The sequence below is a fragment of the Phenylobacterium sp. genome (assembly GCF_016124325.1).
GTDB lineage: Bacteria > Pseudomonadota > Alphaproteobacteria > Caulobacterales > Caulobacteraceae > Phenylobacterium.
On sequence record NZ_WGNY01000034.1, the window covers coordinates 1 to 25,037 of the forward strand.

At 70.5% G+C, this 25,037-nt stretch carries 24 protein-coding genes; 12 read left to right on the forward strand and 12 right to left on the reverse strand.

Annotated features, from left to right (window positions below):
* The coding region (locus GC203_RS18915; RefSeq protein WP_366502073.1) for a TonB-dependent receptor plug domain-containing protein at nt 1-1,227 on the reverse strand (1,227 nt) is incomplete at its 3' end.
* 62 nt (nt 1,228-1,289) lie between these two features.
* On the reverse strand, nt 1,290-1,658 hold the full coding sequence (locus tag GC203_RS18920) for a DUF2946 family protein (RefSeq protein WP_293457915.1): 369 nt from the start codon (nt 1,656-1,658) through the stop codon (nt 1,290-1,292).
* A gap of 105 nt (nt 1,659-1,763) precedes the next feature.
* Between GC203_RS18920 and GC203_RS18925 the strand changes: the two genes are divergently transcribed.
* Both GC203_RS18925 and GC203_RS18930 read left to right on the forward strand, forming a co-directional pair.
* Nucleotides 1,764-3,548 (forward strand): cation:proton antiporter, encoded by a 1,785-nt coding sequence (locus tag GC203_RS18925; RefSeq protein ID WP_293457918.1) that lies wholly within the window; start codon nt 1,764-1,766, stop codon nt 3,546-3,548.
* A gap of 517 nt (nt 3,549-4,065) precedes the next feature.
* Entirely contained in the window at nt 4,066-5,262 is a 1,197-nt protein-coding gene (locus GC203_RS18930) for an outer membrane beta-barrel protein (RefSeq protein ID WP_293457920.1), read from the forward strand.
* Nucleotides 5,263-5,515: 253 nt separating this feature from the next.
* On the opposite strand, the gene GC203_RS18935 is transcribed toward GC203_RS18930, so the two are convergent.
* Nucleotides 5,516-5,986: a winged helix-turn-helix transcriptional regulator gene (locus tag GC203_RS18935; protein WP_293457922.1), complete on the reverse strand. Its 471-nt coding sequence runs from the start codon at nt 5,984-5,986 to the stop codon at nt 5,516-5,518.
* Between the two features lie 72 nt (nt 5,987-6,058).
* Between GC203_RS18935 and putA the strand changes: the two genes are divergently transcribed.
* Nucleotides 6,059-9,181 carry a bifunctional proline dehydrogenase/L-glutamate gamma-semialdehyde dehydrogenase PutA gene (putA, locus tag GC203_RS18940; protein WP_293458021.1) on the forward strand — a complete coding sequence of 1,041 codons (3,123 nt, stop codon included), beginning with the start codon at nt 6,059-6,061 and terminating at the stop codon, nt 9,179-9,181.
* Nucleotides 9,182-9,329: 148 nt separating this feature from the next.
* On the opposite strand, the gene GC203_RS18945 is transcribed toward putA, so the two are convergent.
* Both GC203_RS18945 and GC203_RS18950 read right to left on the reverse strand, forming a co-directional pair.
* Complete coding sequence (locus GC203_RS18945) at nt 9,330-10,085, reverse strand: tetratricopeptide repeat protein (RefSeq protein ID WP_293457924.1); 756 nt, start codon at nt 10,083-10,085, stop codon at nt 9,330-9,332.
* Between the two features lie 66 nt (nt 10,086-10,151).
* The gene (locus GC203_RS18950; protein WP_293457926.1) at nt 10,152-11,267 is read right to left on the reverse strand and encodes an FAD-binding oxidoreductase; all 1,116 of its coding nucleotides are present in this window, start codon (nt 11,265-11,267) and stop codon (nt 10,152-10,154) included.
* A 93-nt stretch (nt 11,268-11,360) separates the two neighbouring features.
* On the opposite strand from GC203_RS18950, the gene GC203_RS18955 reads away from it, so the two are divergent.
* The 3 genes from GC203_RS18955 (at nt 11,361) to GC203_RS18965 (ending at nt 15,968) form a co-directional block, all read left to right on the forward strand.
* On the forward strand, nt 11,361-13,142 hold the full coding sequence (locus GC203_RS18955) for an SLC13 family permease (RefSeq protein ID WP_293457927.1): 1,782 nt from the start codon (nt 11,361-11,363) through the stop codon (nt 13,140-13,142).
* Between the two features lie 236 nt (nt 13,143-13,378).
* The gene (locus tag GC203_RS18960) at nt 13,379-15,238 is read left to right on the forward strand and encodes a ribonucleoside-diphosphate reductase subunit alpha (protein ID WP_293457930.1); all 1,860 of its coding nucleotides are present in this window, start codon (nt 13,379-13,381) and stop codon (nt 15,236-15,238) included.
* A 100-nt stretch (nt 15,239-15,338) separates the two neighbouring features.
* Nucleotides 15,339-15,968 (forward strand): lipid A-modifier LpxR family protein, encoded by a 630-nt coding sequence (locus GC203_RS18965; protein WP_293457932.1) that lies wholly within the window; start codon nt 15,339-15,341, stop codon nt 15,966-15,968.
* Nucleotides 15,969-15,989: 21 nt separating this feature from the next.
* On the opposite strand, the gene GC203_RS18970 is transcribed toward GC203_RS18965, so the two are convergent.
* A complete protein-coding gene (locus GC203_RS18970; RefSeq protein ID WP_293457934.1) occupies nt 15,990-16,640 on the reverse strand; it encodes a glutathione S-transferase family protein in 651 nt (216 codons plus the stop codon).
* Nucleotides 16,637-17,038: an META domain-containing protein gene (locus tag GC203_RS18975; protein ID WP_293457936.1), complete on the reverse strand. Its 402-nt coding sequence runs from the start codon at nt 17,036-17,038 to the stop codon at nt 16,637-16,639. Before GC203_RS18975 ends, GC203_RS18970 begins: the two co-directional genes overlap by 4 nt.
* A gap of 158 nt (nt 17,039-17,196) precedes the next feature.
* Here GC203_RS18975 and GC203_RS18980 point away from each other — a divergent pair, with 158 nt between their 5' ends.
* Nucleotides 17,197-18,246, forward strand: coding sequence for a ribonucleotide-diphosphate reductase subunit beta (locus tag GC203_RS18980; protein WP_293457938.1), 1,050 nt, complete (start codon nt 17,197-17,199; stop codon nt 18,244-18,246).
* A 4-nt stretch (nt 18,247-18,250) separates the two neighbouring features.
* On the opposite strand, the gene GC203_RS18985 is transcribed toward GC203_RS18980, so the two are convergent.
* A complete protein-coding gene (locus tag GC203_RS18985; protein ID WP_293457939.1) occupies nt 18,251-18,550 on the reverse strand; it encodes a hypothetical protein in 300 nt (99 codons plus the stop codon).
* A 135-nt stretch (nt 18,551-18,685) separates the two neighbouring features.
* On the opposite strand from GC203_RS18985, the gene GC203_RS18990 reads away from it, so the two are divergent.
* Entirely contained in the window at nt 18,686-18,964 is a 279-nt protein-coding gene (locus GC203_RS18990) for a hypothetical protein (protein ID WP_293457940.1), read from the forward strand.
* Nucleotides 18,965-19,156: 192 nt separating this feature from the next.
* On the opposite strand, the gene GC203_RS18995 is transcribed toward GC203_RS18990, so the two are convergent.
* The 3 genes from GC203_RS18995 to GC203_RS19005 are packed head-to-tail and all read right to left on the reverse strand — an operon-like array spanning nt 19,157 to nt 21,465.
* Nucleotides 19,157-19,522 (reverse strand): DUF2200 domain-containing protein, encoded by a 366-nt coding sequence (locus GC203_RS18995; RefSeq protein ID WP_293457941.1) that lies wholly within the window; start codon nt 19,520-19,522, stop codon nt 19,157-19,159.
* Nucleotides 19,519-19,707, reverse strand: coding sequence for a hypothetical protein (locus tag GC203_RS19000; protein WP_293457943.1), 189 nt, complete (start codon nt 19,705-19,707; stop codon nt 19,519-19,521). The genes GC203_RS18995 and GC203_RS19000 overlap by 4 nt, the downstream gene beginning before the upstream one ends.
* 18 nt (nt 19,708-19,725) lie before the next feature.
* Nucleotides 19,726-21,465 carry a PEPxxWA-CTERM sorting domain-containing protein gene (locus GC203_RS19005; protein ID WP_293457945.1) on the reverse strand — a complete coding sequence of 580 codons (1,740 nt, stop codon included), beginning with the start codon at nt 21,463-21,465 and terminating at the stop codon, nt 19,726-19,728.
* A 188-nt stretch (nt 21,466-21,653) separates the two neighbouring features.
* Here GC203_RS19005 and GC203_RS19010 point away from each other — a divergent pair, with 188 nt between their 5' ends.
* From GC203_RS19010 to bla, 3 genes are read left to right on the forward strand one after another with little or no spacing between them, the layout of a single operon-like run.
* Complete coding sequence (locus tag GC203_RS19010; RefSeq protein ID WP_293457947.1) at nt 21,654-22,526, forward strand: alpha/beta hydrolase; 873 nt, start codon at nt 21,654-21,656, stop codon at nt 22,524-22,526.
* 43 nt (nt 22,527-22,569) lie between these two features.
* Complete coding sequence (locus GC203_RS19015) at nt 22,570-23,028, forward strand: low affinity iron permease family protein (RefSeq protein WP_293457948.1); 459 nt, start codon at nt 22,570-22,572, stop codon at nt 23,026-23,028.
* A gap of 47 nt (nt 23,029-23,075) precedes the next feature.
* A complete protein-coding gene (gene bla, locus GC203_RS19020; protein WP_293457949.1) occupies nt 23,076-23,954 on the forward strand; it encodes a class A beta-lactamase in 879 nt (292 codons plus the stop codon).
* Nucleotides 23,955-23,963: 9 nt separating this feature from the next.
* On the opposite strand, the gene GC203_RS19025 is transcribed toward bla, so the two are convergent.
* A complete protein-coding gene (locus tag GC203_RS19025; protein WP_293457950.1) occupies nt 23,964-24,164 on the reverse strand; it encodes a hypothetical protein in 201 nt (66 codons plus the stop codon).
* A gap of 90 nt (nt 24,165-24,254) precedes the next feature.
* Between GC203_RS19025 and GC203_RS19030 the strand changes: the two genes are divergently transcribed.
* On the forward strand, nt 24,255-25,037 hold the full coding sequence (locus tag GC203_RS19030) for a metallophosphoesterase (protein WP_293457952.1): 783 nt from the start codon (nt 24,255-24,257) through the stop codon (nt 25,035-25,037).

Here is a 25,037-nt window from a genome sequence, read left to right on the forward strand (position 1 = left end):
CGCCACCACCGCGAGCCGGTCGGTGACGAACAGCCGGCCCTCGCCGAAGACGTCGGTGGCGTCGGCGTTCTGGTAGGTGTGCGAGGTCCGGGCTCCGCGCGCGCCCTTGATGTTCAGGTAGAAGTTGGAGTCCAGGTCGCCGGTGCGCAGCCAGGCGCCCAGGTAGGCGTCGGCGCGGCGGCCGCCGATCTCGCCCTGCCAATCCAGCCGGCCGAAGACGCCGTAGTTGCGGCTCTCCTGGTCGATCACCTGGAAGATCGGGTGGTCGAGGTCCTTCCACACCGCATAGACCGCGCCCTCGAAGACGGTGTTCTCGTTGAGCCGCCACCTGGTGCGCAGCGAGGTGCGCACGCCCCGCTGGTTCCGCGCCTGGTCGTTGGCGTAGTTTCCGGCCGCCGGCTGGCGCGGGTCGGCGTCGAACTGGGCCCGGGTGAGCGCCCCGGGGATCTCCTGGTTGATGTTCGAGCCGCCCACGATGAGCCGCACTTCGCGGTCCTCGCCGAAGCTGCGGCCGATGTTCAGGGCCCCGAACTGGATGTTCTGCTGGCTCTGAGGCCGGTAGCCCTGGGCGCGCTGGTTGGTCCCGGCGACGTAGACGTCCCAGTCGCCGAACTGGCGGGCCATGGCCAGGTGCTCGCGGTGCAGGCCGAAGCTGCCGCCCTCGATCCGGGCCTGATAGTCGTAGCCGGCGTCCTTGCCGGTGGGGGTGACCAGGTTGAGCGCCCCGCCCAGCAGGGCCCCGCCGAAGCGGAGCGCGTTGCCGCCGCGATAGACCTCGGTGAAGCGGGTGTTCAGCGGATCGACCGCCTGGCTGTCGCCGTACCCGTCGGCCTCGTTCAGGGGCACGCCGTCCTGGGCGATGAGGAGGCCGCGGTTGTGGTTGGCGTTGCCGATGCCGGAGCCGCGGATCGAGATGCGGATGTCGCCGCCCCACTTGCGCTGGGCGTAGACGCCGGGAGCGTCGCGCAGGACGTCGTCGAGGGCGAGCGCGGCGCGGGCGGCGTAGGATTCCTGCGAGATCACCGAGACGGCGCCGGGCGTTTCCGAGAGGCGCTTGCGCGCGCCGGCCACGACGGGCGGATCCTCGGGGTCGCGGGCGCCGGTGACGATCACCGAATCGACGGTGTTGGGCGGGGCGGCGTCCTCGGCGTGAGCGAGGACGGGCCAGGCGAGCGAGGCTGCGCCCAGCATGAGCGTGCGCCGAAAGGCGCGGGACTGCGAAAGCATATGTTGGGTTTCCGAACGTGACAGAACGGGCGCGCGAGCGGGCTCGCGCGCCGGCGATGCGGTCAGGCGTTCGGGAGCGGTGGCCCTTGTCCGGGCGGGCGCGGGGGCGCGCGGGCCGGCGGGCGCAGCGCCCGGGGCTGAGGCGCCACAGGGGCGCGCTCGATCACGTAGGCGATGCGAAGGATCGACAGGATGGGCGGCGGCGCGGCGGCGATCGCCGGGCAGACGCAGTGCTGGCAAGGGTGGCCGGACGGCGGCGCCGAGGGGTCGGTCGTCCCGCCCGTGACGCCGCCCGCGGCCAGCGGGCTGCAGATCGGCGCCGCGCCGGGACCGGCCGCCGCGGCGGCCAGCGACGGGAGCAGCGCCTGGAAGAGCAGGGCGAACACCGCCACGACAGCGACCATCGCGCGCCGCTCGGCGCGTGGGTCCATGCGCGTTTCGTGTCCAGCCCTCACGGCCGCGCCTTCTAGGCCCATCGCGGGATTCCGCAAGCGCGAACCGTGGGCCATAGTGGGCGGACACAGTACGGAGTGGGAATGGAAGGTCACGTCGAGCCCGGCGCCTACAAGGACGTGGTCCTCTTCCTCGCCACCGCCGGGGTGGTCGTGCCGCTCTTCCGCCAATGGCGGATCAGTCCGATCCTGGGATTCCTCGGCGCGGGCCTGGTTCTCGGCCCCTATGGCCTGGGCGCCCTGGCCCGCGAGGTCCGGTGGCTGGACGCCTTCACCATCGAGAAGCCCGACGAACTGGCGCAGCTCGCCGAGTTCGGCGTGGTGTTCCTGCTGTTCACCATCGGGCTGGAACTGTCATGGGAGCGGTTGCGCAGCCTGCGCCGGTTCGTCTTCGGCCTGGGTGGCGTGCAGGTGGCGCTGAGCACGGGGGCGCTGGCGGCGGTCGCCGCCCTCGCGGGTCAGCCGCCGACGGCGGCCATCGCCCTGGGGGCGGCGCTGGCGCTGTCGTCCACGGCCATCATCATGCCGATCCTGGCGGAGCAGAAGCGCCAGCACACCCTGGCGGGCCGCGCCACGTTCTCGGTCCTGCTGTTCCAGGACCTGGCCGTCGCCCCGATCCTCATCACCTTCACCCTGATGGGCCGCCGCGCGGGCGTGGATCTCTCCCCGGTCATGCTGCTCTCGGCCCTGCCCGCCGCCGCCGGCCTGGGCGCGCTACTCCTGTTCGGGCGGTTCCTGCTGCGCCCGATGCTGCGCTCGGTCGCCCGGGCCAAGAGCGAGGAGCTGTTCGTCGCCGCGTGCCTGCTGGTGGTGATCGGCGCCGGCCTGGTCAGCGCCCTGACCGGCCTTTCCATGGCCCTTGGGGCCTTTGTCGCCGGGTTGCTGCTGGCCGAGACCGAGTTCCGCCACGAGGTCGAGGTGCGGGTCGAGCCGTTCAAGGGCCTGCTGCTCGGGCTGTTCTTCATCTCGGTGGGCATCAGCCTCAACGTGCCGCTGCTGCTGCGCCAGCCGCTGATCATCCTGGGGATCGCCGCGGGCCTGCTGATCGTGAAGAGCGGCGTGGTGCTCAGCCTCGCCAAGGCCTTCGGCCTGCGGACGCGCAGCGCCCTGGAGCCGGCGCTGCTGCTCGCCGGCGCCGGCGAGTTCGCCTTCGTCATCCTCGGCCAGGCGATGGACCAGCGGCTGGTCGATCCCGCCATCGGCCAGGCGGCCCTGGTGGCGGGCACGCTGACGATGTTCGCAATTCCCTCCCTGGCCGCCCTGGGCCTGCGGCTCAGCGGCCGCCAGGTCCTGCCCAGCGAGGAGCCGCCGGACGTCGCCGAGGAGCCGCCGCCCGACGGGCCGCGGGCGCTGGTCGTGGGCTATGGCCGTGTCGGCCGCCTGGTGGGCGAGATGCTGCGTCGCCACGAGATCGCCTGGGTCGGCGCGGATCTCGACGCGCGGCTGGTCGAGCAGGGGCGTCACGCGGGCGAGACGATCTATTTCGGCGACGCGGCGCGGGCGGAGTTCCTGCTGCGCTGCGGCCTGGCCGAGGCCGCCGCGCTGGTGGTGACGATGGACGATCCCGAGGGCGTCGAGACCATCGTGGCCGTGGCGCGCGAACTGCGCCCGGACCTCACCATCGTCGCCCGCGCCCGTGACGCGCGCCACGCCCAGCGGCTCTACGATCTGGGCGCCACCGACGCCGTCCCCGAGACGGTGGAGGCCAGCCTGCAGCTCTCCGAGGCCGTGCTGGTCGAGATCGGCGTGCCGATGGGGCTGGTCATCGCCTCGATCCACGAACGCCGCGACGAGATCCGCACCGACCTGAACCGGCCGGAGTCGCTGGGCGGGCGCGGGCGGCGCTTCCAGCGCGATCAGGGCGGCTGAGGCGCCGCGCCCGCCTGGAAAAATTCATCGCCGGTTCATTTGTTTGGAACCAAGCGTCGCCTTGATCCGTTGGGCTGGCCGTGACGGGATAGATCGGGATCGGGGACGGGCGGAGCATGGCCGGACAGCGTGGGCGTCGATATGGGAGCGGCTCGCCGCGACTCGACGTTCCGGTGCGTCCACTCTTCACCTTTACAAGTGTTGCGATGCTTTCGCGTCAGAACTCGACGCGGGCCATGGCCAAGCTTGATCAGTCTCTGTCAGGTTCTCGACCTGAAAAGACCACCGGCATTGCACGCCCGGCGGGGTGTGTGAGGTTGTTCGCAAGGCGAGGTAACGCGATTCCGGCCGAAAGACCGCGACATCACCGCCCGAGTCCTGTTAGAGCGCGGACAACGCAAACGCGAATGCGGCCCGACTGTGGCTTCGGCGACACTTTCGCAATGGTTGGGCCTTGCTATAACGGCGGCTGGGTCAAACGGCCGCACCAATTGAGGGCAACAAGAGGGCTCCAATAATGAAGTTCAAACTCCTGGCTGGGGCCGCGATGGCCGCGGCGTTCGCCGCGTCCGGCGCGGCCGCCGAAGGCTGGTACGGCGCGGCCGACCTCGGCTACCACTGGCCTTCCAAGTACGAGAACAAGTCGTCGGCCAACAGCCCGAACGGCCTGCCTTACGACTGGGATTTCAACCAGGACAACGACTGGGCGGGCTTCGCCCGGCTCGGCTATCAGATCGACGGCCACTGGCGCGTCGAACTGGAAGCCGGCTACCGCAGCGGCGACGTGGACTCGATCCGCGGCAGCTCGAACCAGGCCATCCTCGGGCTCTGCTCGCCGGGCGTGACCCGCACGGCCGCCGCGCCTGACTGCGGCCCGGCCTCGGGCGACATCAGCGCTTGGACGCTGATGGGCAACGTCCTCTACGACTTCTTCCCCGATTCCCAGATCACGCCGTTCGTGGGCGCCGGTCTCGGGATCAACCACGTGAAGGTGGACACGCTCGGCCAGTTCTCGAGCGTGCCGGCCCCGATCACGGCGGCCAACCCGGCCATCCAGACCCTGACCATCGACGACACCGATACGGCGTTCGCCTATCAGCTGCTCGCCGGTCTCTCCTGGAAGGCGGGCGACCAGCTCAACGTCGACGTCACCTACCGCTACCTCGGCGGTTCGGACATCACGGTGAAGTCGACGGGCAGCGCGGCTCTGCAGCCGGGCTCGTTCAGCGGCCGCTACATCGACAACTCGGTGTCGCTGGGTCTGCGGTACACGTTCGCGGCGCCTCCGCCGCCTCCGCCGCCGCCTCCCCCGCCGCCGCCGCCGCCTCCGCCGCCTCCCCCGCCGCCGCCGCCTCCGCCGCCGCCTCCGCCGGCCTATGAGGCGAAGCAGTTCATCGTCTACTTCCCGTTCGATCAGTACGTGATCACGGAAGACGCCCAGGCGGTGATCAACGACGCGGCGAACTACGCGATGAGCGGCAACGCCACCCGCGTGGTCGTGGTCGGCCACACCGACACCTCCGGCTCGGCCGCCTACAACGTGCGCCTGTCGGAACGCCGGGCGAAGGCCGTGGCCGACGCCCTGGTCGGCGCCGGCGTCGGTCAGACGACGCTCTCTGTCGACTGGAAGGGCGAGACCATGCCTGCGGTCGACACCGGCGACGGCGTCAAGGAACCGCTGAACCGCCGCTCGACGATCGACATCAACTTCTAAGTCGATCGAAGACTGCGACTGAAGATCGGGGCCCGGCGGCGACGCCGGGCCCTTTTCTGTTCAGCCTTCCTCTCCCGCCGCAGGCGGGAGAGGGGGACCGCTCGCCGAGCGGAGCGAAGAGCGAGGGGTGGAGAGGGCAAGCCCCATCCGCCGCGTTGGAACGCCTAAATCGCGGGAGCGGCATGCCCTTCCCACCGCTCGCTCTGCGGCGAGCGGTCCCCCCTCTCCCGCTTGCGGCGGGAAGGGAAGGGGCTCAGATCGGCAGCCGGGTGGTGGACTTCACCTCTTCCAGTACGGCGTAGGTGCGCGTCTCGCGCACGCCCGGGATGCGGACGAGCACGTCCTCCAGGAAGGTCCGCCAGGCGGCCAGGTCGCGCACCCGCGACTTGATCAGGTAGTCGAAGCCGCCGGCCACCATGTGGCACTCCAGGATGTCGGGCGCGCGCCGCGCGGCGGCGGCGAAGGTCTCGAACACCTCCGGCGTGGTGCGGTCGAGCACCACCTCCACGAAGATCAGCACGCCGCGCTCCACCTTCCCGGGATCCACCAGGGCGGCGAAGCCGGTGATGTAGCCGGCCTCCCTCAGCCGGCGCACGCGGTCCGAGCAGGCGGAGGCCGAGAGGTTGCACCGCTCGGCCAGTTCGGCGTTGCTGATGCGTCCGTCCGCCTGCAACGCCCGCAGCAGCCGGCGGTCGGTGTCGTCAAGCCGTGGTTCGTTCGCCATGGGGCCCATCTTATCGAGTATTATTCGGCATAAAGCCTCATCTATCGCAGCACATTCGCCAAATCGTGGATTATTCCGACGTCTTCAACGGAGAATTCCATGGCGTTCGATCCTCTCGACGACGGCAAGTTCGCCGACGAGCGCACGGCGCTCGCCGCGGCGCTTTCGGCCCGCCCCCTCAGCCTGCAGGACCGCGACGCCGTGCAGGCCGAGGCCGAGGCCCTGGTGCGCGCCGCGCGCAAGGCCGCCCGCCGCCAGGGGGTGGTGGAGAGCTTCCTGCAGGAGTTCAGCCTGTCGACCCGAGAGGGCCTGGCGCTGATGTGCCTGGCCGAGGCCCTGCTGCGCACGCCCGACGAGGACACCCGCGACCGCCTGATCGCCGAGAAGATCGCCTCGGCCGACTGGTCGAGCCACGCCGGCCGCTCCGACTCGGTGCTGGTCAACGCCTCCACCTGGAGCCTGATGCTCACCGGCAAGCTGATCGACCCCGACGAGGAGGCGCGCGCCGACCTGTCGGGCTTCATCCGCCGCCTCGCCGGCCGCCTGGGCGAACCGGTGATCCGCCGCGCCGTGGGCGCCGCCGTGCGGATCATGGGCGAGCAGTTCGTGCTGGGCTCGACGATCACCCGCGCGATCAAGCGCTCGGCCGACGAGGGCTTCGTCTGCTCGTTCGACATGCTGGGCGAAGGCGCCCGCACCGACGCCGACGCCGACCGCTACGAGAAGGCCTACGCCGACGCCATCCGCACCGTCGGCAAGCACGCCAAGGGGCAGGGACCCGAACGGGGCCACGGGGTCTCGGTGAAGCTTTCGGCGCTCTCGCCGCGCTACGAGGCCCGCCAGGCCGAGCGCGTGATGGCCGACCTCTATCCCCGCATCGCCCGGCTGGCGCAGATGGCGGCCGAGGCGGACATCAACCTCACCCTCGACGCCGAGGAGGCCGACCGGCTCGTCATCTCGCTGGAGCTTTTGGACCGGCTGGCGCGCGAGCCGTCCTTGGGCGACTGGCGTGGCCTGGGCCTGGCCGTCCAGGCCTACCAGAAGCGCGGGCCGCAGGTGATCGAGGCCGTGGCCGGCATCGCGCGGGCCAGCGGGCGGCGGCTGATGGTGCGGCTGGTGAAGGGCGCCTATTGGGACTCCGAGATCAAGCGCGCCCAGATCGGCGGCCTGCCCGGCTATCCGGTCTACACCACCAAGGCCGCGACCGACGTTTCCTATCTGCTGTGCGCCCGCGCCCTGCTGGCGGCTGCGCCGGCGCTCTATGGGCAGTTCGCCACCCACAACGCCCACACCCTGGCCGCCGTGCGCGTCATGGCCAGCCAGCGCGGCCTGAGCCCTGAGTTCCAGCGCCTGCACGGCATGGGCGAGGCGCTCTATGACGCGGCCCACGACCGCTACGGCGACTTCCCGCTGAGGGTCTACGCCCCGGTCGGCAGCCACGAGGACCTGCTGCCCTATCTGGTGCGCCGGCTGCTGGAGAACGGCGCCAACACCTCGTTCGTCCACGCCCTGCTCGACGAGAAGACGCCGGTGGCCAAGGTGGTGGTCGATCCGATCAAGGCGGTCGAGGAGGCCGGCGCCGGCCCGCATCCGAAGATCCCCCTGCCGCGCGACCTCTACGGGCCCTCGCGGCGCAACTCGATGGGCGTCGACCTCTCCATCGCCGCCGAGCGCGCGCGGCTGACGGCGGCCATCGCCCGTTTGGACGGTGAGGCGCTGGAGGCGGGGCCGATCCTGTCCGGCCGCCTGGCCAAGGAGGGCGCGGGCGCCGAGGCCGTCTCGCCCGCCGACCTCTCCCGCAGGCTCGGCCAGGTCTGGTCGGCCACCCCCGCCGACGCCGACGCCGCCTTCGCGGCCGCCGGGAAAGCCCAGCCCGCCTGGGACGCCCGCGGGGGCGAGGGCCGCGCCAGGGTGCTGCGCGCCATGGGCGACGCCCTGGAGGCCGCGCGCGACCGGCTCATCGCCATCTGCGTGCGCGAGGCCGGCAAGACCCTGGCCGACGCCGTGGCCGAGGTGCGGGAGGCCGCCGACTTCTGCCGCTACTACGCCCATCTCGCCGAGCGGCAGTTCGCCAGCCCGGAGACCCTGCGCGGGCCGGTGGGCGAGACCAACCAGCTCTCCCTGCACGGCCGCGGCGTCTTCGTCTGCATCAGCCCGTGGAACTTCCCGCTGGCGATCTTCACCGGCCAGGTGGCCGCCGCGCTGGCCGCCGGCAACGGCGTGCTGGCCAAGCCCGCCGAACAGACGCCGATCGTCGCCTGCGAGGCGGTGAAGCTGTTCCACGCCGCCGGCGTCCCGGCCGAGTTGCTGCACCTGCTGCCAGGCGACGGGGCGACCGTCGGCCAGGCGCTCGTCGGCCATCCGGGCTGCGACGGGGTGGCCTTCACCGGCGGCACGGACACGGCCTGGGCCATCAACCGCACCCTGGCGGCGCGGCCCGGGCCGATCGTGCCCTTCATCGCCGAGACGGGCGGTTTGAACGCCATGTTCGTCGACACCACGGCGCTGCGCGAACAGGTGATCGACGACGTGCTGACCTCGGGCTTCGGCTCGGCCGGCCAGCGCTGCTCGGCGCTGCGCATCCTGTTCGTGCCGCACGACACCGCCGACCTGCTGATCGACGGCCTGAAGGGCGCGATGAGGACGCTGGTGGTGGGCGACCCGGCCGATCCGCGCACCGACATCGGCCCGGTGATCGACGAGGACGCCCGCGCCGCGCTGGAGGCCCACGTCGAACGCCTTGCGGCCGAGGCCAAGGTGCTGGAGCGGCTGGAAATCCCGGGCGGTGGGCACTTCTTCGCCCCCACCCTGGCCGAGATCCCCGACGCCGGCTTCCTGCCCAGGGAGGTGTTCGGCCCCGTCCTGCACGTGGTGCGCTACGACCCGGCGAAGCTGGACAAGGCCGCCGCCCCGCTGGTCGCCGCCCGCTACGGCCTGACGCTGGGCGTGCACTCGCGGATCGAGGCCTTCGCCGAGCAGGTCCAGCGCGCGGTTCCGGCCGGCAACGCCTACGTCAACCGCTCGATGATCGGGGCGGTGGTGGGGGTGCAGCCCTTCGGCGGCGAGGGCCTTTCCGGCACCGGCCCCAAGGCCGGCGGCCCGCACGCCCTGCTGCGCTATTCGGTGGAGCGCGCGCTGAGCGTCAACATCGCCGCCCAGGGCGGCGACCCGGCGCTGCTGAACCTGGACGCCTGAACGCCTCTCCTAGCTACCCACGCAAGATGGTGCGGGGAGAAAGGGGAGGGCTGGCATCGGCTGCAAGGCCGATCAGGTGGCAGACAGAGGATCGTCGTCAGAGAACGAATGGACGTCCCAGGCTAGCTCGGATGGAGAACGTCCCGCATCACTGGCTCTGCTTGGCTAGCACCTCATGCCGCGCCAACTGCCAGCGGATCGGCTCTGTTCGATGTCCCAGATCGAACACGTGCTGCATTCTCTCCAAGCAGCCCATTTCGTCACCGCAAGCCCGGCGCGCCGCGCCATCATGGAACAACACGACACCCAATCTCTGCATTGCGGAGCGGCTGCGTTCGGCCACGCGGAAAGCTGACGCCAACGCAGGCGCGCCAGTCGCGCATTCCAGTGCGTCCTCAAAGGCCATTTCCCCAAGCAGCTGCTTCACGGTCTGGACGGGGTAGCGGGACAAGGTAGGTCGCTTATCGTAATTGGCGTTGAGCGCGCGTAGGAAGTCCAGCGCCCGGTTGCGATTGATGTCGTCGGTCATCGTCACAGCCATGTAGTGGAGCACGAGCCCAAACGTGGCGCCGCCGGCTTGGTCCGGGGCCATGCCAATCTTTCCATCGAGCGTGTCGGCGCACAACTTTCGAACGAGTTCGACGGCTTTTGCGCGGCTTTCTAAGCACCAGTGGGCGACGCTCATTTGGAACTGTTGGCCTGGGGCGTCCGGAGTCCCCTTCCGCTGATAGGCATCAACCCGCTCGAGCAATGGCAAAGCGGCCTGGAAGTCGCCGATGGCGCAGTAGGACTTTCCAAGTCCATCAAGCCACGCGATGTCATTGGGTTCAGAGGCAACGAGCCCCTCAAAGGCGGCGGCGGCTTCCTCAAACTTGCCGGCCATGAACAGATCGAGCGCTGTCACCGGAAGTCAAACTCCCACCGTTCGCCACTGTTAGCATCGGGCGTCTTCCGTCCGCCCCTTAGCAGACTAACGGCCCAGCCGCGCCGGCGACAGGTCGGCCGCGGTGACGCCGAACTCGGCCACCGCCGGCGGGAGGTCGCCCGTGCGCACCAGCCCGGCGGCCGCCATCCCCATCGCCGGGGCGGTCTGGATGCCGTAGCCGCCCTGGCCGGCCAGCCAGACGAACGACGGCTCGCGCGGGTCGGGGCCGCACACCATCACCCGGTCGGGCGCGAAGGTCCTGAGGCCCGCCCAGCGGTGGGCGATGCGGCGCACCTGTTCGGTGGTGGCGGTCTCGAAGGCGTCGACGGCGTAGGCGATGTCCAGCTCCTCGGGCTGGGCGTCGCAGGGCGGGCTGGCGGTCTCGTCGGCCGGCGACAGCATCAGGCCGCCGGCGTCGGGGCGGAAATAGAACGTCTCCTCCACGTCGATCACGAACGGCCAGTCGGCGAGGCCGTCCTTCATGGCCGGTTCGATGCGCGCGGCGGTGCGCCGGTAGGGCGTGAGGCCGAGGTCGCCCAGGCCCGCCAGCTTTCCGACCTCGCCCGCCCAGGCGCCGGCGGCGTTGACCAGGGTCGGGGCCTCGAAGACCCCGGCCGTCGTCGTCACCTTCCATCCGGTCGGCGTGCGGTCCAGGGCGGTCGCGCGCGCGCCGGAAACCAGCTCCGCCCCCCGGGCCCGCGCCAGGCGCAGGAAGCCCTGCAGCAGGGCGTCGACGTCGATGTCGGCGGCGCCGTCGTTCAGCGCGCCGCGCCAGTCGATCTCCGGCCGCAGGATCGGGCAGAGCCGCAGGATCTCGTCCCGCTCCACGGCCCGCAGCGCGCCCGGATGTTCGCCGAGCAGGGCCTCCAGGGCGGCGGTCTGGTCGGGGCGGGCGATCTCCAGCTCGGCGCGCGGCCGCACCAGCGGATAGTCGGCGAACCCCTCCGGCGGGCTCCAGAAGAACGATCGCGACGCCCGTGTGAGCGCACAGACCTTGGGGTGGCCGTAGGTGTCGATGTAGCTCGCCGCCGAGCGGCCCGTGGTGTGGTAGCCGGGCTGCGCCTCGGCCTCGAGGATCGTGACCGGGCCGTCCCCGGCCAGGAAGGCGGCGGCGGATGCGCCGGCCATGCCGGCGCCGATGACGATGACCCGGCTTTTCATGCCCCCCTTCTGCGGCGCCGAAATCGCTTCGTCGAGGCACCCGAACGGCTCCGCTTGCGTTGTAGGCGGCTGGGATCGTCCAGGGGACACGAATTGACGCTGCAACAGGCGCTGGCCTTCGGGCTCGTTGGCGCGACCATCGTGGGCTTCGTCTGGGGCCGCTGGCGCTATGACGCGATCGCGCTGGTGGCCCTCGCCGTCGGGGTCGCCATCGGCGTGGTGCCGGCGGAGTCCGCCTTCGACGGCTTCAAGAACGACATCACGGTCATCATCGCCTGCGCCCTGATCGTCAGCGCGGCCTTCGCCAAGTCGGGCGTGGCCGAGGCGGTGCTGCGGCCGATCATCCCGCACCTGAAGGGGCCGGGCAGTCAGATCCCGTTCTTCGCCGCGGCGGTGGCCTTGTTGTCGATGGTGACCAAGAACGTCGGCGCGCTGGCGATCCTGATGCCCATCGCCCTGCAGGTGGCGCGGCGCACCGGCACGCCGGCCTCGCGGCTGCTGATGCCCATGTCGTTCGCCGCCCTGCTGGGCGGGACGGTCACCCTCGTCGGCACCTCGCCCAACATCATCGTCTCCCAGGTGCGCCAGGAGGTGCTGGGCCACCCCTTCGCCATGTACGACTACGCCCCGGTCGGCCTGGGCGTGACGGCGGCGGGGCTCGTCTTCCTGGCGCTCGCCTATCGCCTCCTGCCGGCGTCGCGGCCCGTCGCCGAGACCATGGATTCGGCCCTGGCGGCCAAGCCCTACGTCATCCAGGCCGTGGCGCCGGACGACTGGGACCCGGCCCGCACCACCATCGGCAAGCTGCGCCGCATCGCCTCGGGCGACATCGAGGTGACGGGCCTGATCCGCAAGGGCCGGCGCAAGGCCTCGCCTCACGCGAATCTGCGGGTCCTGCCCGGCGACATCCTCCTGCTGGAGGGCGAGCACGACGTGCTCGACGACCTGATCGGGCGCATGAAGTTCCGCCTCGCGCGGCCCGAGCCTGCCGCCGACGCGCCGCCCGAGCGCGCCGAGCGGCGCATCGTCGAGGCGGTGGTCGGGTCCGAATCGAGCCTCGTGGGCCAGTCGGCCCGCAGCGCCGAACTCAAGTCGCTGCACGGCCTCGATCTCCTGGCCGTGAGCCGCAGCGGCTGGCGCCTCGCCAGCGCGCTCGCCACCCTGCGCTTGCGCAGCGGCGACATGCTGGTGCTTGAGGGGCCGGAGACGGTCGTGCCCGGCGCGCTGAAGGCCCTGGGCCTGCTGCCCCTGGCCGAGCGCCAGGTGCGGCTGGGCGGCATTCGCCGCGCGCTGTGGCCGGCCCTGATCCTCGCCGCGGCCATGGTGCTGGTGGCCTTCCAGGTCGCGCCCGTGGCGATCGCCTTCTTCGGCGCGGCGCTGGCCATGGTGCTGGTCGACGCCATCAAGATGCGGGAGGCCTATGCGGCCCTGGATGGCCCGCTGCTGGTGCTCATCGCCGCCCTGATCCCGGTCAGCGACGCGATCCGCGCCACCGGCGGCGCCGACCTGATCGCCGGCGGCCTGGCCGAGGCGTTCCGTGGCCGGCCGCCGATCCTGGCCCTGGCCGGGGTCATGGCGCTGGCGATGGCCGCCACGCCGTTCCTCAACAACGCCGCCACCGTGCTGATCGTCGCCCCGGTGGGCGCCAGCCTCGCGCGGCTGCTGGGCCTGGCTCCCGATCCGTTCTTGATGGCGGTGGCGCTGGGGGCGGCCTGCGACTTCCTCACGCCCGTCGGCCACCAGTGCAACACGCTCGTCATGGCGCCCGGCGGCTACCGCTTCGCCGACTATCCGAGGCTGGGGGCGCCGCTGACCTTGATGGTGCTGATCGTGGGCACGGGCCTCATCGCCCTGGTTTGGCCACTGGCTCGCTAGGAGTTCACACTGTCGTGAGTCGATGGCGCCGCGCGCGGCCTTCCCCGAGGGGAGGGGGGTGCGCCTTAACGTCTCGTTTACGAAAAACCTTGGGGACGGAAGCCCGTCCTCATTGACGAGTCATTAGGACGGGTGCCCCATATGTGGGTTGTTCGGGCTGGGGCCGACACAACATGTAGGGGCTGGGGACCTTCGGAGGAGAGCCGGGGTTCCCAAGATGCATGGGTTCGAGGGACATGAGCGAAGCGGCGAAAGTTGGGATTGCCGAAGGTTCTGAACGGGTTGTGGCTCGTCCGGAGCGGCCGCAGCTGCAGCTGGTCCGGAAGGTCGAGGTCGATCGCAGCCGCGACGCGAAGCTGACCGACTTCGGCAAGACCACGCTGGAAGACCGGTACCTGCTTCCGGGCGAATCCTACCAGGACATGTTCGCCCGCGTGGCGACGGCCTACGCCGACGACGCCGACCACGCCCAGCGCATCTACGACTACATCTCCAACCTCTGGTTCATGCCGGCCACGCCGGTGCTGTCGAACGGCGGCGCGAACCGGGGCCTGCCGATCTCGTGCTTCCTGAACGCGGTGCCGGACAGCCTCGAAGGCATCCAGGGCGTCTGGAACGAGAACGTGGCGCTGGCCTCCAACGGCGGCGGCATCGGCACCTACTGGGGCGGCGTCCGCTCCATCGGCGAGAAGGTGAAGGGCGCCGGCCAGACCAGCGGCATCATCCCGTTCATCCGGGTGATGGATTCGCTGACGCTGGCGATCAGCCAGGGCTCGCTGCGCCGCGGCTCGGCGGCCGTCTACCTCGACATCCACCACCCGGAGATCGAGGAATTCCTCGAAATCCGGAAGCCGTCGGGAGACTTCAACCGCAAGAGCCTGAACCTCCACCACGGCATCAACATCACCGACGAGTTCATGGAGGCCGTCCGCGACGGCGCCATGTTCGGCCTGCGCAGCCCGAAGAACAACGAGGTGATCCGCGAGGTCGACGCCCGCAGCCTCTGGCAGAAGATCCTGGAGATCCGCCTGCAGACCGGCGAGCCCTACCTGATCTTCTCCGACACCGTGAACCGCTCGATGCCGCAGCATCAGCGCGAGCTCGGCCTGTCGGTGCGCCAGTCGAACCTGTGCTCCGAGATCGTCCTGCACACCGGCAAGGACCACCAGGGCCTGGAGCGCACGGCGGTCTGCTGCCTGTCGTCGGTGAACGCCGAGACCTTCCTGGAGTGGCGCGACCACCCGACCTTCGTCGAGGACGTCATGCGCTTCCTCGACAACGTGCTGGAGGACTTCATCACCCGCGCGCCGCCGGAGATGAAGAACGCCGTCTACGCCGCCCGCCGCGAGCGTTCGGTGGGCCTGGGCCTGATGGGCTTCCACTCGTTCCTGCAGAGCCAGAACGTTCCGTTCGAGAGCGCCATGGCCAAGAGCTGGAACATGCGGCTCTTCAAGACGCTGCGCCGCCAGTGCGACGCGGCCTCGCGCAAGCTGGCCGCCGAGCGCGGTCCCTGCCCGGACGCCGCCGAGCGCGGCGTCATGGAGCGGTTCAGCCACAAGCTGGCGATCGCGCCGACCGCCTCGATCTCGATCATCTGCGGCGGGACCTCGGCCGGCATCGAGCCGATCCCCGCCAACATCTATTCGCACAAGACCCTCAGCGGCACCTTCGCGGTGAAGAATCCCTTCCTGGAGCGCCTGCTCGACGAGAAGGGCCAGAACACCCCGGCGGTGTGGGATTCGATCCTCGCCCACGAAGGCTCGGTGCAGCACCTCGACTTCCTGGGCCAGGACGACAAGGACGTCTTCAAGACCGCCTTCGAGATCGACCAGCGCTGGGTCGTCGAACTGGCGGCCGACCGCACGCCCGACATCTGCCAGTCCCAGTCGGTCAACATCTTCCTGCCCGGCGACGTCGATAAGTGGGACCTGCACATGCTGCACTGGCAGGCGTGGGAGCGGGGCTGCAAGTCGCTCTACTACCTGCGCTCCAAGTCGGTGCAGCGAGCCAGCCATGCGGGCGGCGAGGTCGCCGAGATGGTCGCCGCCACGGTCGCGGGCAAGACCGACTACGAGGAATGCCTCGCCTGCCAATAAGGGCGGCGTTCAGCCTGTCATAATTCGCGTGCGACGCTTTCGCGCTTGAAGCGCCCACCGGGCGTGGAACTATGGCGCGGGGACACGGGGAGCACGAGGCATGCGCCGGCTGGCGGGAATGGCCATCGCGCTGGGGACCGCTGCGGCCGCGAACGCCGCCGCGGCGCAGACCGCTGATGCGCGCCGGCTGAACGAAGCCGCCTTCGCCCCCGAACAATGGTCGATCGGCCTGGGCCCGATGATCCGCTACGAGGGCGGGCTGAAGCTCACGCCCCGGGTCGACCTCAAGGTCGGGCTCGCCGTCGCGCCCGAGGGGCCCGACGCCATGCCGCACCTGGGCTTCGGCGCCGCCGGCGCAGGGGCGACGCTGACGGTCTCGAAATCGCGCGAAGCCGCCGCGGTCGAGCGGCTGAAGGCCATGGGCGTCGATGACGGCGCCGAGTTCGGCGACAAGGGCCGCTGGTACCTGTTCGCCGCCGCCAGCGGCCGGGCCGTGGGCCTCAACATGCTGCACGGCGAGCACGGCTGGGACCGCGCCGGCTGGTCCACCGACCCCACCGCCTCCCTGGTCGGCGACGCCCAGGTCGGCGTCGGCTGGCGCAAGGGCCAGATGCAGACCTCGTTCGGCGTGGTCCACCGCGAGGTGAAGGGCAATCACATGGTCTTCGGCCAGATCACCCGCGACGACACCCTGGCCGCCTTCACCTTCTCCATCCGCCCGGGGCAGTGATCCTCCCCCTGAGGGAGAGCGTCAGCCCTGCCAGTCGGCGGGGAAGGGCATGCGTTCGGCCCATAGGGCGGCCAGGCGCGGGTCGGCGTCGACGCGCCGGATCGCCTCGGCCGTCCGCGGCGCCACGGCGTTGAAGCGGCTGCGGCCCGGCGTCCAGCGCGAGACCACGGCGACATAGACGTCCAGGACCGAGAGGCGATCGCCCAGCAGGTGGCGGCCGGGCGAAAGCTGGGCCTCCATCATCGCCCAGCAGTCGGCGACGCGCTGGGCGGTGCGCGCCAGGATCACCGCCTCGGCCGCGGCGTCGGCGGCCAGCCGCGAGGGGACGTCGCGCACCCAGTACATCGAATAGATCTGGGCCGGGATGTAGATCATCCAGCGCAGGAAGGCCGCGCGTTCGGGATCGCCGGGCGCGGGCGCCAGGCCCGCCTCCGGATGGCGCTCGGTCAGGTGGATCAGGATCGCCGCGCTCTCGGTCATCACCTGGCCGCCGGGCAGTTCCAGGGCCGGGATCTGCCGCTGGGGGTTCACCGCGGCCACCGCGTCGGCCTCGGCGCCGCCTTCCCAAGCCGGATGCTCGCGCACCTCGTAGCGCTGGCCCATCAGGGTGAGCGCCGCCTCGACGGCCACCGAGCCCGAGCCCTTGGCTCCCCACACGACGTAGCCGGTCACTTGGCGTCGTCGTCCCTGATCCGCCGCATGCGGATGTGGACGCCCTTGCGCCCGCGGATCTCCAGCCGCTCGCCGTCGGTGCGCAGTTCCGCGTCGTCCAGCCCCCGGCGGAACGCCTCGGCGCGCTCCATCAGCCTCGGATCCCGGCGCGAGGGGCATCCCACGGTCTGGACGATGCCGCCGGTCGTGACCATGCGGCCGCCTTCGAGCCGGTACGCGCCGCCGTAGTTGTTGCATCCATCGTAGCCGCCGTAGTTCCCGGCCTGACCGAACGACAGGATCGCCCGGCGCGCCCGCGGCGGGATGGTGAAGCCGCTGATCCCCTTCAGCCGCCACGAGGTTCCGTCCAGGTCGGCCTGGGTGGCGAGCGCCATGGCGAAGGCGGCGGCGGCGAGCATGCGGCCACCCTGACTTACGGGCGGGCGGTTGGGAAGGCCGCCGGTTCATCCCCATATGGTTCACAAGATGTTGGGAAGTTCGGTGAACTTACCCCTAGATGTAGATGCCGATTGGCGCCTATCGTTGGCCTTGACCTCCTAGCGTACGGAATCGCGCCGTGACCACGTCCAACGTCCGCCAGCTTCCCGGCCTGCTTACGCCGTCGTTCGCCTACAAGCCGTTCCGCTATCCGTGGGCCTACGACTTCTGGAAGAAGCAGCAGCAGGTCCACTGGATGCCGGAGGAGATCCCGCTGGGCGAGGACCTCAAGGACTGGGCCTCCAAGCTCAACGACCGCGAGCGCAACCTGCTCACCCAGATCTTCCGCTTCTTCACCCAGTCGGACGTCGAGGTGAACGACAACTACATGGAGCGCTACAGCCGCGTCTTCAAACCCACCGAGGTGAAGATGATGCTGGCGGCGTTCTCCAACATGGAGACGATCCACATCGCCGCCTACGCCCTGCTGCTCGAGACGATCGGCATGCCCGATTCCGAGTTCACGGCGTTCCTCGACTACCAGGCGATGCGCGACAAGCACGACTACATGCAGCAGTTCGGCGTCGACACCGACGCCGACATCGCCCGCACGCTGGCCATGTTCGGCGGCTTCACCGAGGGGCTGCAGCTGTTCGCCAGCTTCGCGATGCTGATGAACTTCCCGCGCCACAACAAGATGAAGGGCATGGGCCAGATCGTCAGCTGGAGCGTGCGCGACGAGAGCCTGCACTGCGAGGGGATCGTCAAGCTCTACCACGCCTTCAACAAGGAGACCGGCGCGGTCACCAAGGCCGTGGCCGACGACATCGTCGACTGCTGCAAGACGGTGGTGGGCCTGGAGGACAAGTTCATCGACCTGGCCTTCGAGGCCGGCGAGGTGGCGGGCATGACGCCCGACGACATCAAGGCCTACATCCGCTTCATCGCCGACTGGCGCCTGCGCCAGCTCCAGCTGCCCGAGGTGTACGGCGTGAAGGAAAACCCGCTGCCCTGGCTGCAGTCGATGCTGAGCGGCGTGGAGCACGCCAACTTCTTCGAGGCCCGCAGCACCGAATATTCCAAGGCCGCCACCAAGGGCCAATGGCACGGGTCGGAAGGCGTCTGGTCCAGCTTCGACGCGATGATGGCCAAGCGGGGCAGCGAAGGGGCGGGGCTGCCGGCGGAGTAGGGAGCTACTTCCGGCCGCTCGCCGGGTCGGCCGTGGTCGTCGCCTCCCGATAGGGTGAGATCGAGCCGGTCCGCGCATCGACGGCGAAGGCGCTCTCGCCCGCCGCGGGATCGCCGGCCTGCCTGGGCAGGCGCACCACCCAGACACCGCCCTCGCGGGTCGCCGTGAACGGCCCCGCCACCTGGGGCGTGCCGCGCAGGCTCTCATGGACCAGCAGGACGGCCTCGTCGGCCGTGTCCACCCGGTGGCCCGGTGAGCCGCAGGCGGCGAGCAGGAGCAGCGCGGCTCCGATCCAGATACGCATCCTGGCGCGCCTCCCGCCGCCGTCGACCGCGCCGATGCCAGGCCGCCGCGCCCGGCAAGTCAAGGTTGCCGCGGCCGGAGGGCGCCGCTTAGGCTGCGCTCGGCAATTGGCCGCTCGACCAGGGAGTTCTCAAGCGTGCGCCCCCGCATCACGATCAGCCGTGGCAAGGACGGCTTCTTCCAGATTTGGCTGAATCCAGCGGGCCGCGACCTGCTGGTGCGGGAGCTTCAGCACCTGAGCGAGCAACACGACCATTTCCACATCATGCCGGAGGACATGGAGCCCGAACTCCCGGCGCGGAACCGGCCCTATGAGGAGGGCGACGAGGTGATCGAGTGGGGCAAGGTGCTGTTTCGTCCCGACGAGTGGGACGCCCGCTACTATCCGCACGTGATGGACGATGCGGAGGCCTAGGCAGAAGGCCCGATCAATAGCTTGAAAGCATCATAGGTCGTCATGGCCCGGCTTGTCCGGGCCATCCATGAACGCCATGCGGGCAGGCCGGGACGTCGCGCCGCCGCCGCCAAACCGGCCACTGTCCGTGTTCATGGGTCGCCCGGACAAGCCGGGCGATGACGGCGAGAGCCGGTTGATTGAGTCACCAACCTAGACAGCCGGCTCCCGCAAAATCTTCGCCATGGCCTTGCCCTTGGCGAGTTCGTCGATGAGCTTGTCGAGGTAGCGGATCTCGCGCATCAGCGGCTCCTCGATCGCCTCCACGCGGATGCCGCAGACCACGCCCTTGATCTCGGCGCGGGCGGGATTGGGCCGGGGCGCCTGGGCGAAGAAGGTCTCGAGGTTGGATTTCGCCGCGATCTGGGCCTCGAGCTGTTCCTGGCTGAAGCCGGTCAGCCAGCGGACGATCTCGTCGACCTCGGCCTTCGTGCGGCCCTTCCGTTCGGCCTTGGCGACATAGAGCGGATAGACGCCGGCGAAGCTCATTCCATAGATGCGGTGCTTGGTGGTGGTCATGCCCCGGTCCCCGGACGGGCGGCCAATCGGCCGGTGATACGGGGATAATAGCCATCCGGGTCGACGACGCGGAAGTCGGTCAGGCCCCAGGGCCGGGCGACCTGCGCCGTGGTCTCGGCGCCGCCATGGGCCGCGGCGCGGGCGTGGAGGGCCGCCGCGTCCTCGACGACGACGACCGGTTCCACGCCCGGGCTGGCGGCGGGCTAGCCGGCCGCGACCGCCCGCCGGCGCCGGATCGCCGCGCCCACGCCGGCGAAGCCCAGGATCATGATCGCCCAGGTGGACGGCTCGGGCACCGCGCGGGCGGCGTAGACGCCGGCCATGTTGTTCTCGCCGTCGGACATGCCGGCGTTGATCGCGAGCCAGCCGTTCCGATAGCTGTCGCGCTCCAGGCCCAGCGAGGTGATGGCCAGGCCGGCGGCGTCGGGATCGAGGGCGCCGCCGTCCATGCCGTATTCGGCGAGGGTGGAGAGCTCGCCGCCGAACAGGTGGTAGAGGCCCGTCGTGTCGAGGCCGCTGCCCTTGAACGCCGCGTTCCAGCCGTCGGAGGCGATGAACGAGGCCGAGCGCCAGCGGGCCAGCTCGCCGTCTTCCTCGTCCTCCGCGCCGGGGACCTTGCCGGAGAAGTTCCAGTACACGAAGTCCGAGAACTGGTCGCCGGTCTGGGCGACGAGCCGCGTCTCCAGGGTGTCGACGTCGGTGATGAAGAAGCCCTGGTTCACGGCGACGTCGAAGCTGTAGAGCCCGTCGCCGGCGACCCCGCTGCCGGAGGTCAGGCCGTCGTCCTGCGACAGGCAGAAGGCGCTGGTGGCGGCGTTCTCGATCGATCCGCAGCTGACGGTGACGGACCGCGTGGCCGTGACGAGCGCGCCGTTCTGGTCCTTCTCGCCCCAGGCGCCCCAGAAGGCGACGTGCTTGCCGTCGAACGACAGCGCCTCGCCGATCTGGGTGAAGAAGGCGTTCGCCTGGTTGACGACGGCGCCGCCGATGGACGCGATCGTCGTGAGCAGGCTGGGCGTGTCGGCCGCCTTCGCGTCGTCCAGGGCCGCCATGTAGATGCCGCCCTTGGTGGGCGCGGCTTCGTTGTCGACCCCGAGGAACACCGCCCGTCCGCCGGCGGCGCTGGGCGGCGCGGTCGAACCGAACTGCGTCCCGGCGTATCCGGGAATGTCGGTCTTGCTGTCGGCGATGAGTTGGACCGGGGCCGTGCCGCCGTTGGCCAGGACGTCGCGGAAGTAGACGCCGGTCTGGCCGCCCTCGGCGTCGGTCCAGTTTCCCTTGAACACCAGGGTGTCGCCCCCGGTCGCCGAAGGCGCGCCGGGGAACTGGTCGAACTTGGTGTTCGGCGACGTGTTGGGGACCGCGAAGTAGGTGAGGTCCGGGTTGGACGCGAAGGGGTTGCTGCTCACGTTGCCCAGCCCCGCCGCGCCCGTGATGAGCGTGCCGCCCGGATTGGTGTAGATGCCGGTGGTGCCGCCGCGCGTGGTCACGGGCTCGCCGGTGACCGGGTCGACGCCGTTCTGGTACTCGAGCACGGGCCTGGACTGTCCGCGCGTGGCGATCATCGACGAGGTCGCGTCGATCCGCGGGATGGAGGGGAACTCGTTGAACACCGCGCCCGTGTTGTTGGGCTGCGGGACGGCCGACCCGCGCGTGATGATGGGGACGATGGGATTTCCCGGGCTCGACATGTCGCGGGTCAGGATGCCGCTGGCCGGGCTGCCGGATCCGCCCTGGGTGCGGGCGCGGAACACCACGAGGCCCGCGTTGTTCACCGAGGGCTGGTTGTAGCTGTTGAAGTTGCGCGTATCGCCAGGGAACTGCGTGTTGTTGTTGACCACCGTGGACCAGTTCAGCGGCGTGCCGGCGTGAGCCGCGCTCGCCCCAAGCAGACAGGTGGTCGCGGCAAGTGACGCCGCAATCGAGACTGACGTTCGTGTCATGGGTGGCCCCGAAAGTGCCCCTGCCCTCGGCAGGGCGCGTTTGCCGGGCTAATTTCGCTTAACATTTCCGCGTTCGACTTGATTCCGATCAAGCCCGCCCGCGTCGGGGGGATGCGTCCGGCGCTGGCCTCCGACGGCCTTGGTGGGGGATAAGGGGCGCTTTCCCGCGTCCCGCCCGGAGAGGCTCCATGCAAGGTCCCACGTCCCACTTCTATTTCTCGCAGGGGCTGCGGCTGCACTATGTGGACTGGGGCAACGAGGACGCCCCGCCCCTGGTGATGGTGCACGGCGGGCGCGACCATTGCCGCAACTGGGACTGGGTGGCCGAGCGGCTGCGCGACCGCTACCACGTGGTGGCGCCCGACCTGCGCGGGCACGGCGACAGCGCCTGGGTGGTGGGCGGCGGCTACGACATGGCCGGCTACATCTACGACCTCGCCCAGCTGATCCACCAGAAGCAGATGGCGCCGGCGACGATCATCGCGCACTCGCTGGGGGCCGGGATCGCCCTCAACTACTGCGGCGCCTTCCCCGACCAGGTGAAGAAGGTGGTGGCGATCGAGGGGCTGGGGCCGTCGCCCAAGATGCTGTCGGCGCTGGAGAAGCAGACGGTCGGCGAGCGGCTGCGCAACTGGGTGAAGACCCGCCGCGAGAACTCGGGCCGCACGCCGCGCCGCTACGCGACCCTGGAGGACGCCGTGGCGCGCATGTCCTCGGAGAACCCCCACCTCAGCCCCGAGCAGGCGCGCCACCTCACCGTCTATGGCGCCCACCAGAACGAGGACGGCACCTATTCCTGGAAGTTCGACAACAACGTCCGCTGGGGCGGCGGTGTGAGCGGGCTGAGCCACGAGGACCAGCAGGCGCTGTGGCGCGACATCACCGCCCCGGTGCTGCTGATGCGCGGCGAGGAGTCGTGGGCCTCCGACCCCGTGGAGGACGGGCGCATCCAGCATTTCCGCAACGCCCGGCTGGCGAACTTCGAGGGCGCCGGCCACTGGGTCCACCACGACAAGCTGGAAGAATTCATGGCCGAGACCGAGGCGTTCCTCTCGGAATAGCCGGCGGCGCCACCACTTCCGATCTGGCGCGTTTCAGGCGCCGATGAGCTTCGACAAGGTCTTCGCCGCCTTCGCCAACCGCACCTCGCAGGCGGCGGGCAGCCCGTGGACGTTCTGCGCCTGCCTGGCGCTGGTCCTGCTCTGGGCCCTTAGCGGGCCGGTGTTCGGGTTTTCGGAGACCTGGCAGCTGGTGATCAACACCGGCACCACGATCATCACCTTCCTGATGGTGTTCCTGATCCAGAACACCCAGAACCGCGACAACGCCGCGGTGCAGGCCAAGCTGGACGATCTGATCCTCACCTCCGCGGCCGAGAACGATTTCGTCGGCATCGAGCGCCTGACCGATCGGGAGCTGAAGGTGCTGCGCGAGCGCTGCGAGGCGCGCTCGAAGGCGCACCGGAACCTGGGCGAGCGCCTGGATGCCGAGGCCGAGCGCCGCGCCACGCGGCGCCGACGCAAGCCGACGGCTGTCCGAAAACGGGCCGCCAAAGCCGCCTGACGAGGCCGGGCGGGTGACATCCGCGCGGGGCCGGTTAGACAGGGGACATGAGCCTTCATCGACGCACCCTGCTGGCCGCGGCGCCGGCGTTCCTGGCCACGGCCGCGCGGGCCGGCGCGGCCGCGCCCATCGCGGCCCTGACCGAGTACGAACGGGCCAGCGGCGGCCGCATCGGCCTGTTCGCCCAGAACCTGGTGAGCGGGGCCAGGCTGGCCTGGCGGGCCGACGAGCGGTTCATCATGTGCAGCACCTTCAAGGCCTCGCTGGCGGCCTGCGCGCTGTCGCGGGTCGACGCGGGCAAGGCGCGGCTGGACGAGACCTTCGCGTTCGGGCCCGGCGACCTGCTGGAATACGCCCCCGTGGCGCGCGAGACGCTGGCCAAGGCGGGCGGGTCGCGGGCGACGCTGACGCTGGCGGCGGCGTGCGAGGGCGCGGTGGAGCTCAGCGACAACACCTGCGCCAACCTGCTGCTGAAGCGGATCGGCGGGCCGCCCGCGCTGACCGCCTTCTGGCGCGCGTCGGGCGATACGGTGACGCGGCTCGACCGCATGGAGCCCGAACTGAACCGCTGGGCGCCCGGCGACCTGCGTGACACCACCACGCCGACGGCGATGGCGGGGACGCTACGCCGGTTCGTGCTGGGCGAGGTGCTCTCGGCCGCCTCGCGCACGCGGCTGACCGGCTGGATGATCGACTGCAAGACCGGGGCGAAGCGGTTGCGCGCCGGGCTGCCCGCCGGCTGGCGCACGGGCGACAAGACCGGCAACAACGGCCACGACGCCTCCGGCGACATCGCCATCACCTGGCCCTCGGCCGGCCGGCCGGTGGTGGTCTGCGCCTACACCCAGGGCGGAAAGCCGACGACGGCGCAGACCGAGGCGGCGTTCGCCGGAATCGGCCGGGCGGTGGGCGAGCGGTTGGCCTGATTCGGCCCGTCAGCCCTTCCGCATCGACGAATCGCCCATCCGCGACTGGGTGTTGAGCAGCTGGGCGATGTGCCGGGCGTCGTCCTCGGAGAGGCCGGTCTGGGCCACGCCGCCCACCTGGGCGGGCTCTCCCGTCCAGATCACGTAGCAGGTCCAGCCTGCCGCATCCCTGCGCAGGGCGTAGCGGTCGTTCTTGCGTTCGTCGGGCATCGGGGCGGAGCTTGCCGCAAGTTGTGGCTTTGTCCACTTCCGGCGACGCGAAACCTCGGCCTAGAGTTCGCCGGGGATGGGGGGCGGCCGGTGAAGATTCTGCTGGTTTCGGACCTGCACTATGCGCTGAAGCAGTACGACTGGGCCGCCGCGGCCCAGCCCGACTACGACCTCGTGATCATCGCGGGCGACCATCTCGACGTCGCCAACCCGCTCGACGGCCGCGTCCAGACGGTGGTGATCCTGAACTATCTGAAGCGCATGGCCGCGCAGGGTCGGCTGATCGTCTCGTCGGGCAACCACGACCTCGATACGCGCGATGCGTCGGGCGAGAAGATCGCCGCCTGGATGGAGCGGGTGCGCGGGCTGGGCATCCCCACCGACGGCGACACGGTGGAGGCGGGCGACGCGCTGGTGACCATCTGCCCCTGGTGGGACGGTCCGCGGGTGCGCGAGGCTGTGGCCGGGCAACTGGCGCGCGACGCGGTGCGGGCGAAGGACGCGCGGCGCTGGTACTGGGTCTACCACGCCCCGCCCGACAGCTCGCCGACCAGCTGGACGGGCAAGCGCCACTTCGGCGACGTCGAACTGAACCAGTGGATCGACGCCTACCGGCCCGACATCGTCTTCGCCGGCCACATCCACGAGGCGCCGTTCCGGCCGGGCGGATCGTGGGTGGACCGGATCGGCCCCACCTGGGTGTTCAACTGCGGCCGTCAGATCGGGCCCACGCCGACCTATGTGGCCCTCGACACCGAGGCGGGGGAGGCGGCGTGGTTCTCGCTGGCGGGCGCCGAGATGGTGACGCTGGACGCGCCCCTCACCCGCCCGCCGCCGGCGCTCACGGCCCCGCCGGCGTGGATGCCGCGCTGA

Excerpts from the sequence above, each read along its gene's own strand:
- GC203_RS18920 (WP_293457915.1), bottom strand. The coding sequence starts at position 1,658 with ATGGACCCACGCGCCGAGCGGCGCGCGATGGTCGCTGTCGTGGCGGTG.
- GC203_RS18925 (WP_293457918.1), top strand. The coding sequence starts at position 1,764 with ATGGAAGGTCACGTCGAGCCCGGCGCCTACAAGGACGTGGTCCTCTTC.
- GC203_RS18930 (WP_293457920.1), top strand. The coding sequence starts at position 4,066 with ATGAAGTTCAAACTCCTGGCTGGGGCCGCGATGGCCGCGGCGTTCGCC.
- GC203_RS18935 (WP_293457922.1), bottom strand. The coding sequence starts at position 5,986 with ATGGCGAACGAACCACGGCTTGACGACACCGACCGCCGGCTGCTGCGG.
- GC203_RS18950 (WP_293457926.1), bottom strand. The coding sequence starts at position 11,267 with ATGAAAAGCCGGGTCATCGTCATCGGCGCCGGCATGGCCGGCGCATCC.
- GC203_RS18960 (WP_293457930.1), top strand. The coding sequence starts at position 13,379 with ATGAGCGAAGCGGCGAAAGTTGGGATTGCCGAAGGTTCTGAACGGGTT.
- GC203_RS18965 (WP_293457932.1), top strand. The coding sequence starts at position 15,339 with ATGCGCCGGCTGGCGGGAATGGCCATCGCGCTGGGGACCGCTGCGGCC.
- GC203_RS18975 (WP_293457936.1), bottom strand. The coding sequence starts at position 17,038 with ATGCTCGCCGCCGCCGCCTTCGCCATGGCGCTCGCCACCCAGGCCGAC.
- GC203_RS18985 (WP_293457939.1), bottom strand. The coding sequence starts at position 18,550 with ATGCGTATCTGGATCGGAGCCGCGCTGCTCCTGCTCGCCGCCTGCGGC.
- GC203_RS18995 (WP_293457941.1), bottom strand. The coding sequence starts at position 19,522 with ATGACCACCACCAAGCACCGCATCTATGGAATGAGCTTCGCCGGCGTC.
- GC203_RS19005 (WP_293457945.1), bottom strand. The coding sequence starts at position 21,465 with ATGACACGAACGTCAGTCTCGATTGCGGCGTCACTTGCCGCGACCACC.
- GC203_RS19010 (WP_293457947.1), top strand. The coding sequence starts at position 21,654 with ATGCAAGGTCCCACGTCCCACTTCTATTTCTCGCAGGGGCTGCGGCTG.
- GC203_RS19015 (WP_293457948.1), top strand. The coding sequence starts at position 22,570 with ATGAGCTTCGACAAGGTCTTCGCCGCCTTCGCCAACCGCACCTCGCAG.
- bla (WP_293457949.1), top strand. The coding sequence starts at position 23,076 with ATGAGCCTTCATCGACGCACCCTGCTGGCCGCGGCGCCGGCGTTCCTG.
- GC203_RS19025 (WP_293457950.1), bottom strand. The coding sequence starts at position 24,164 with ATGCCCGACGAACGCAAGAACGACCGCTACGCCCTGCGCAGGGATGCG.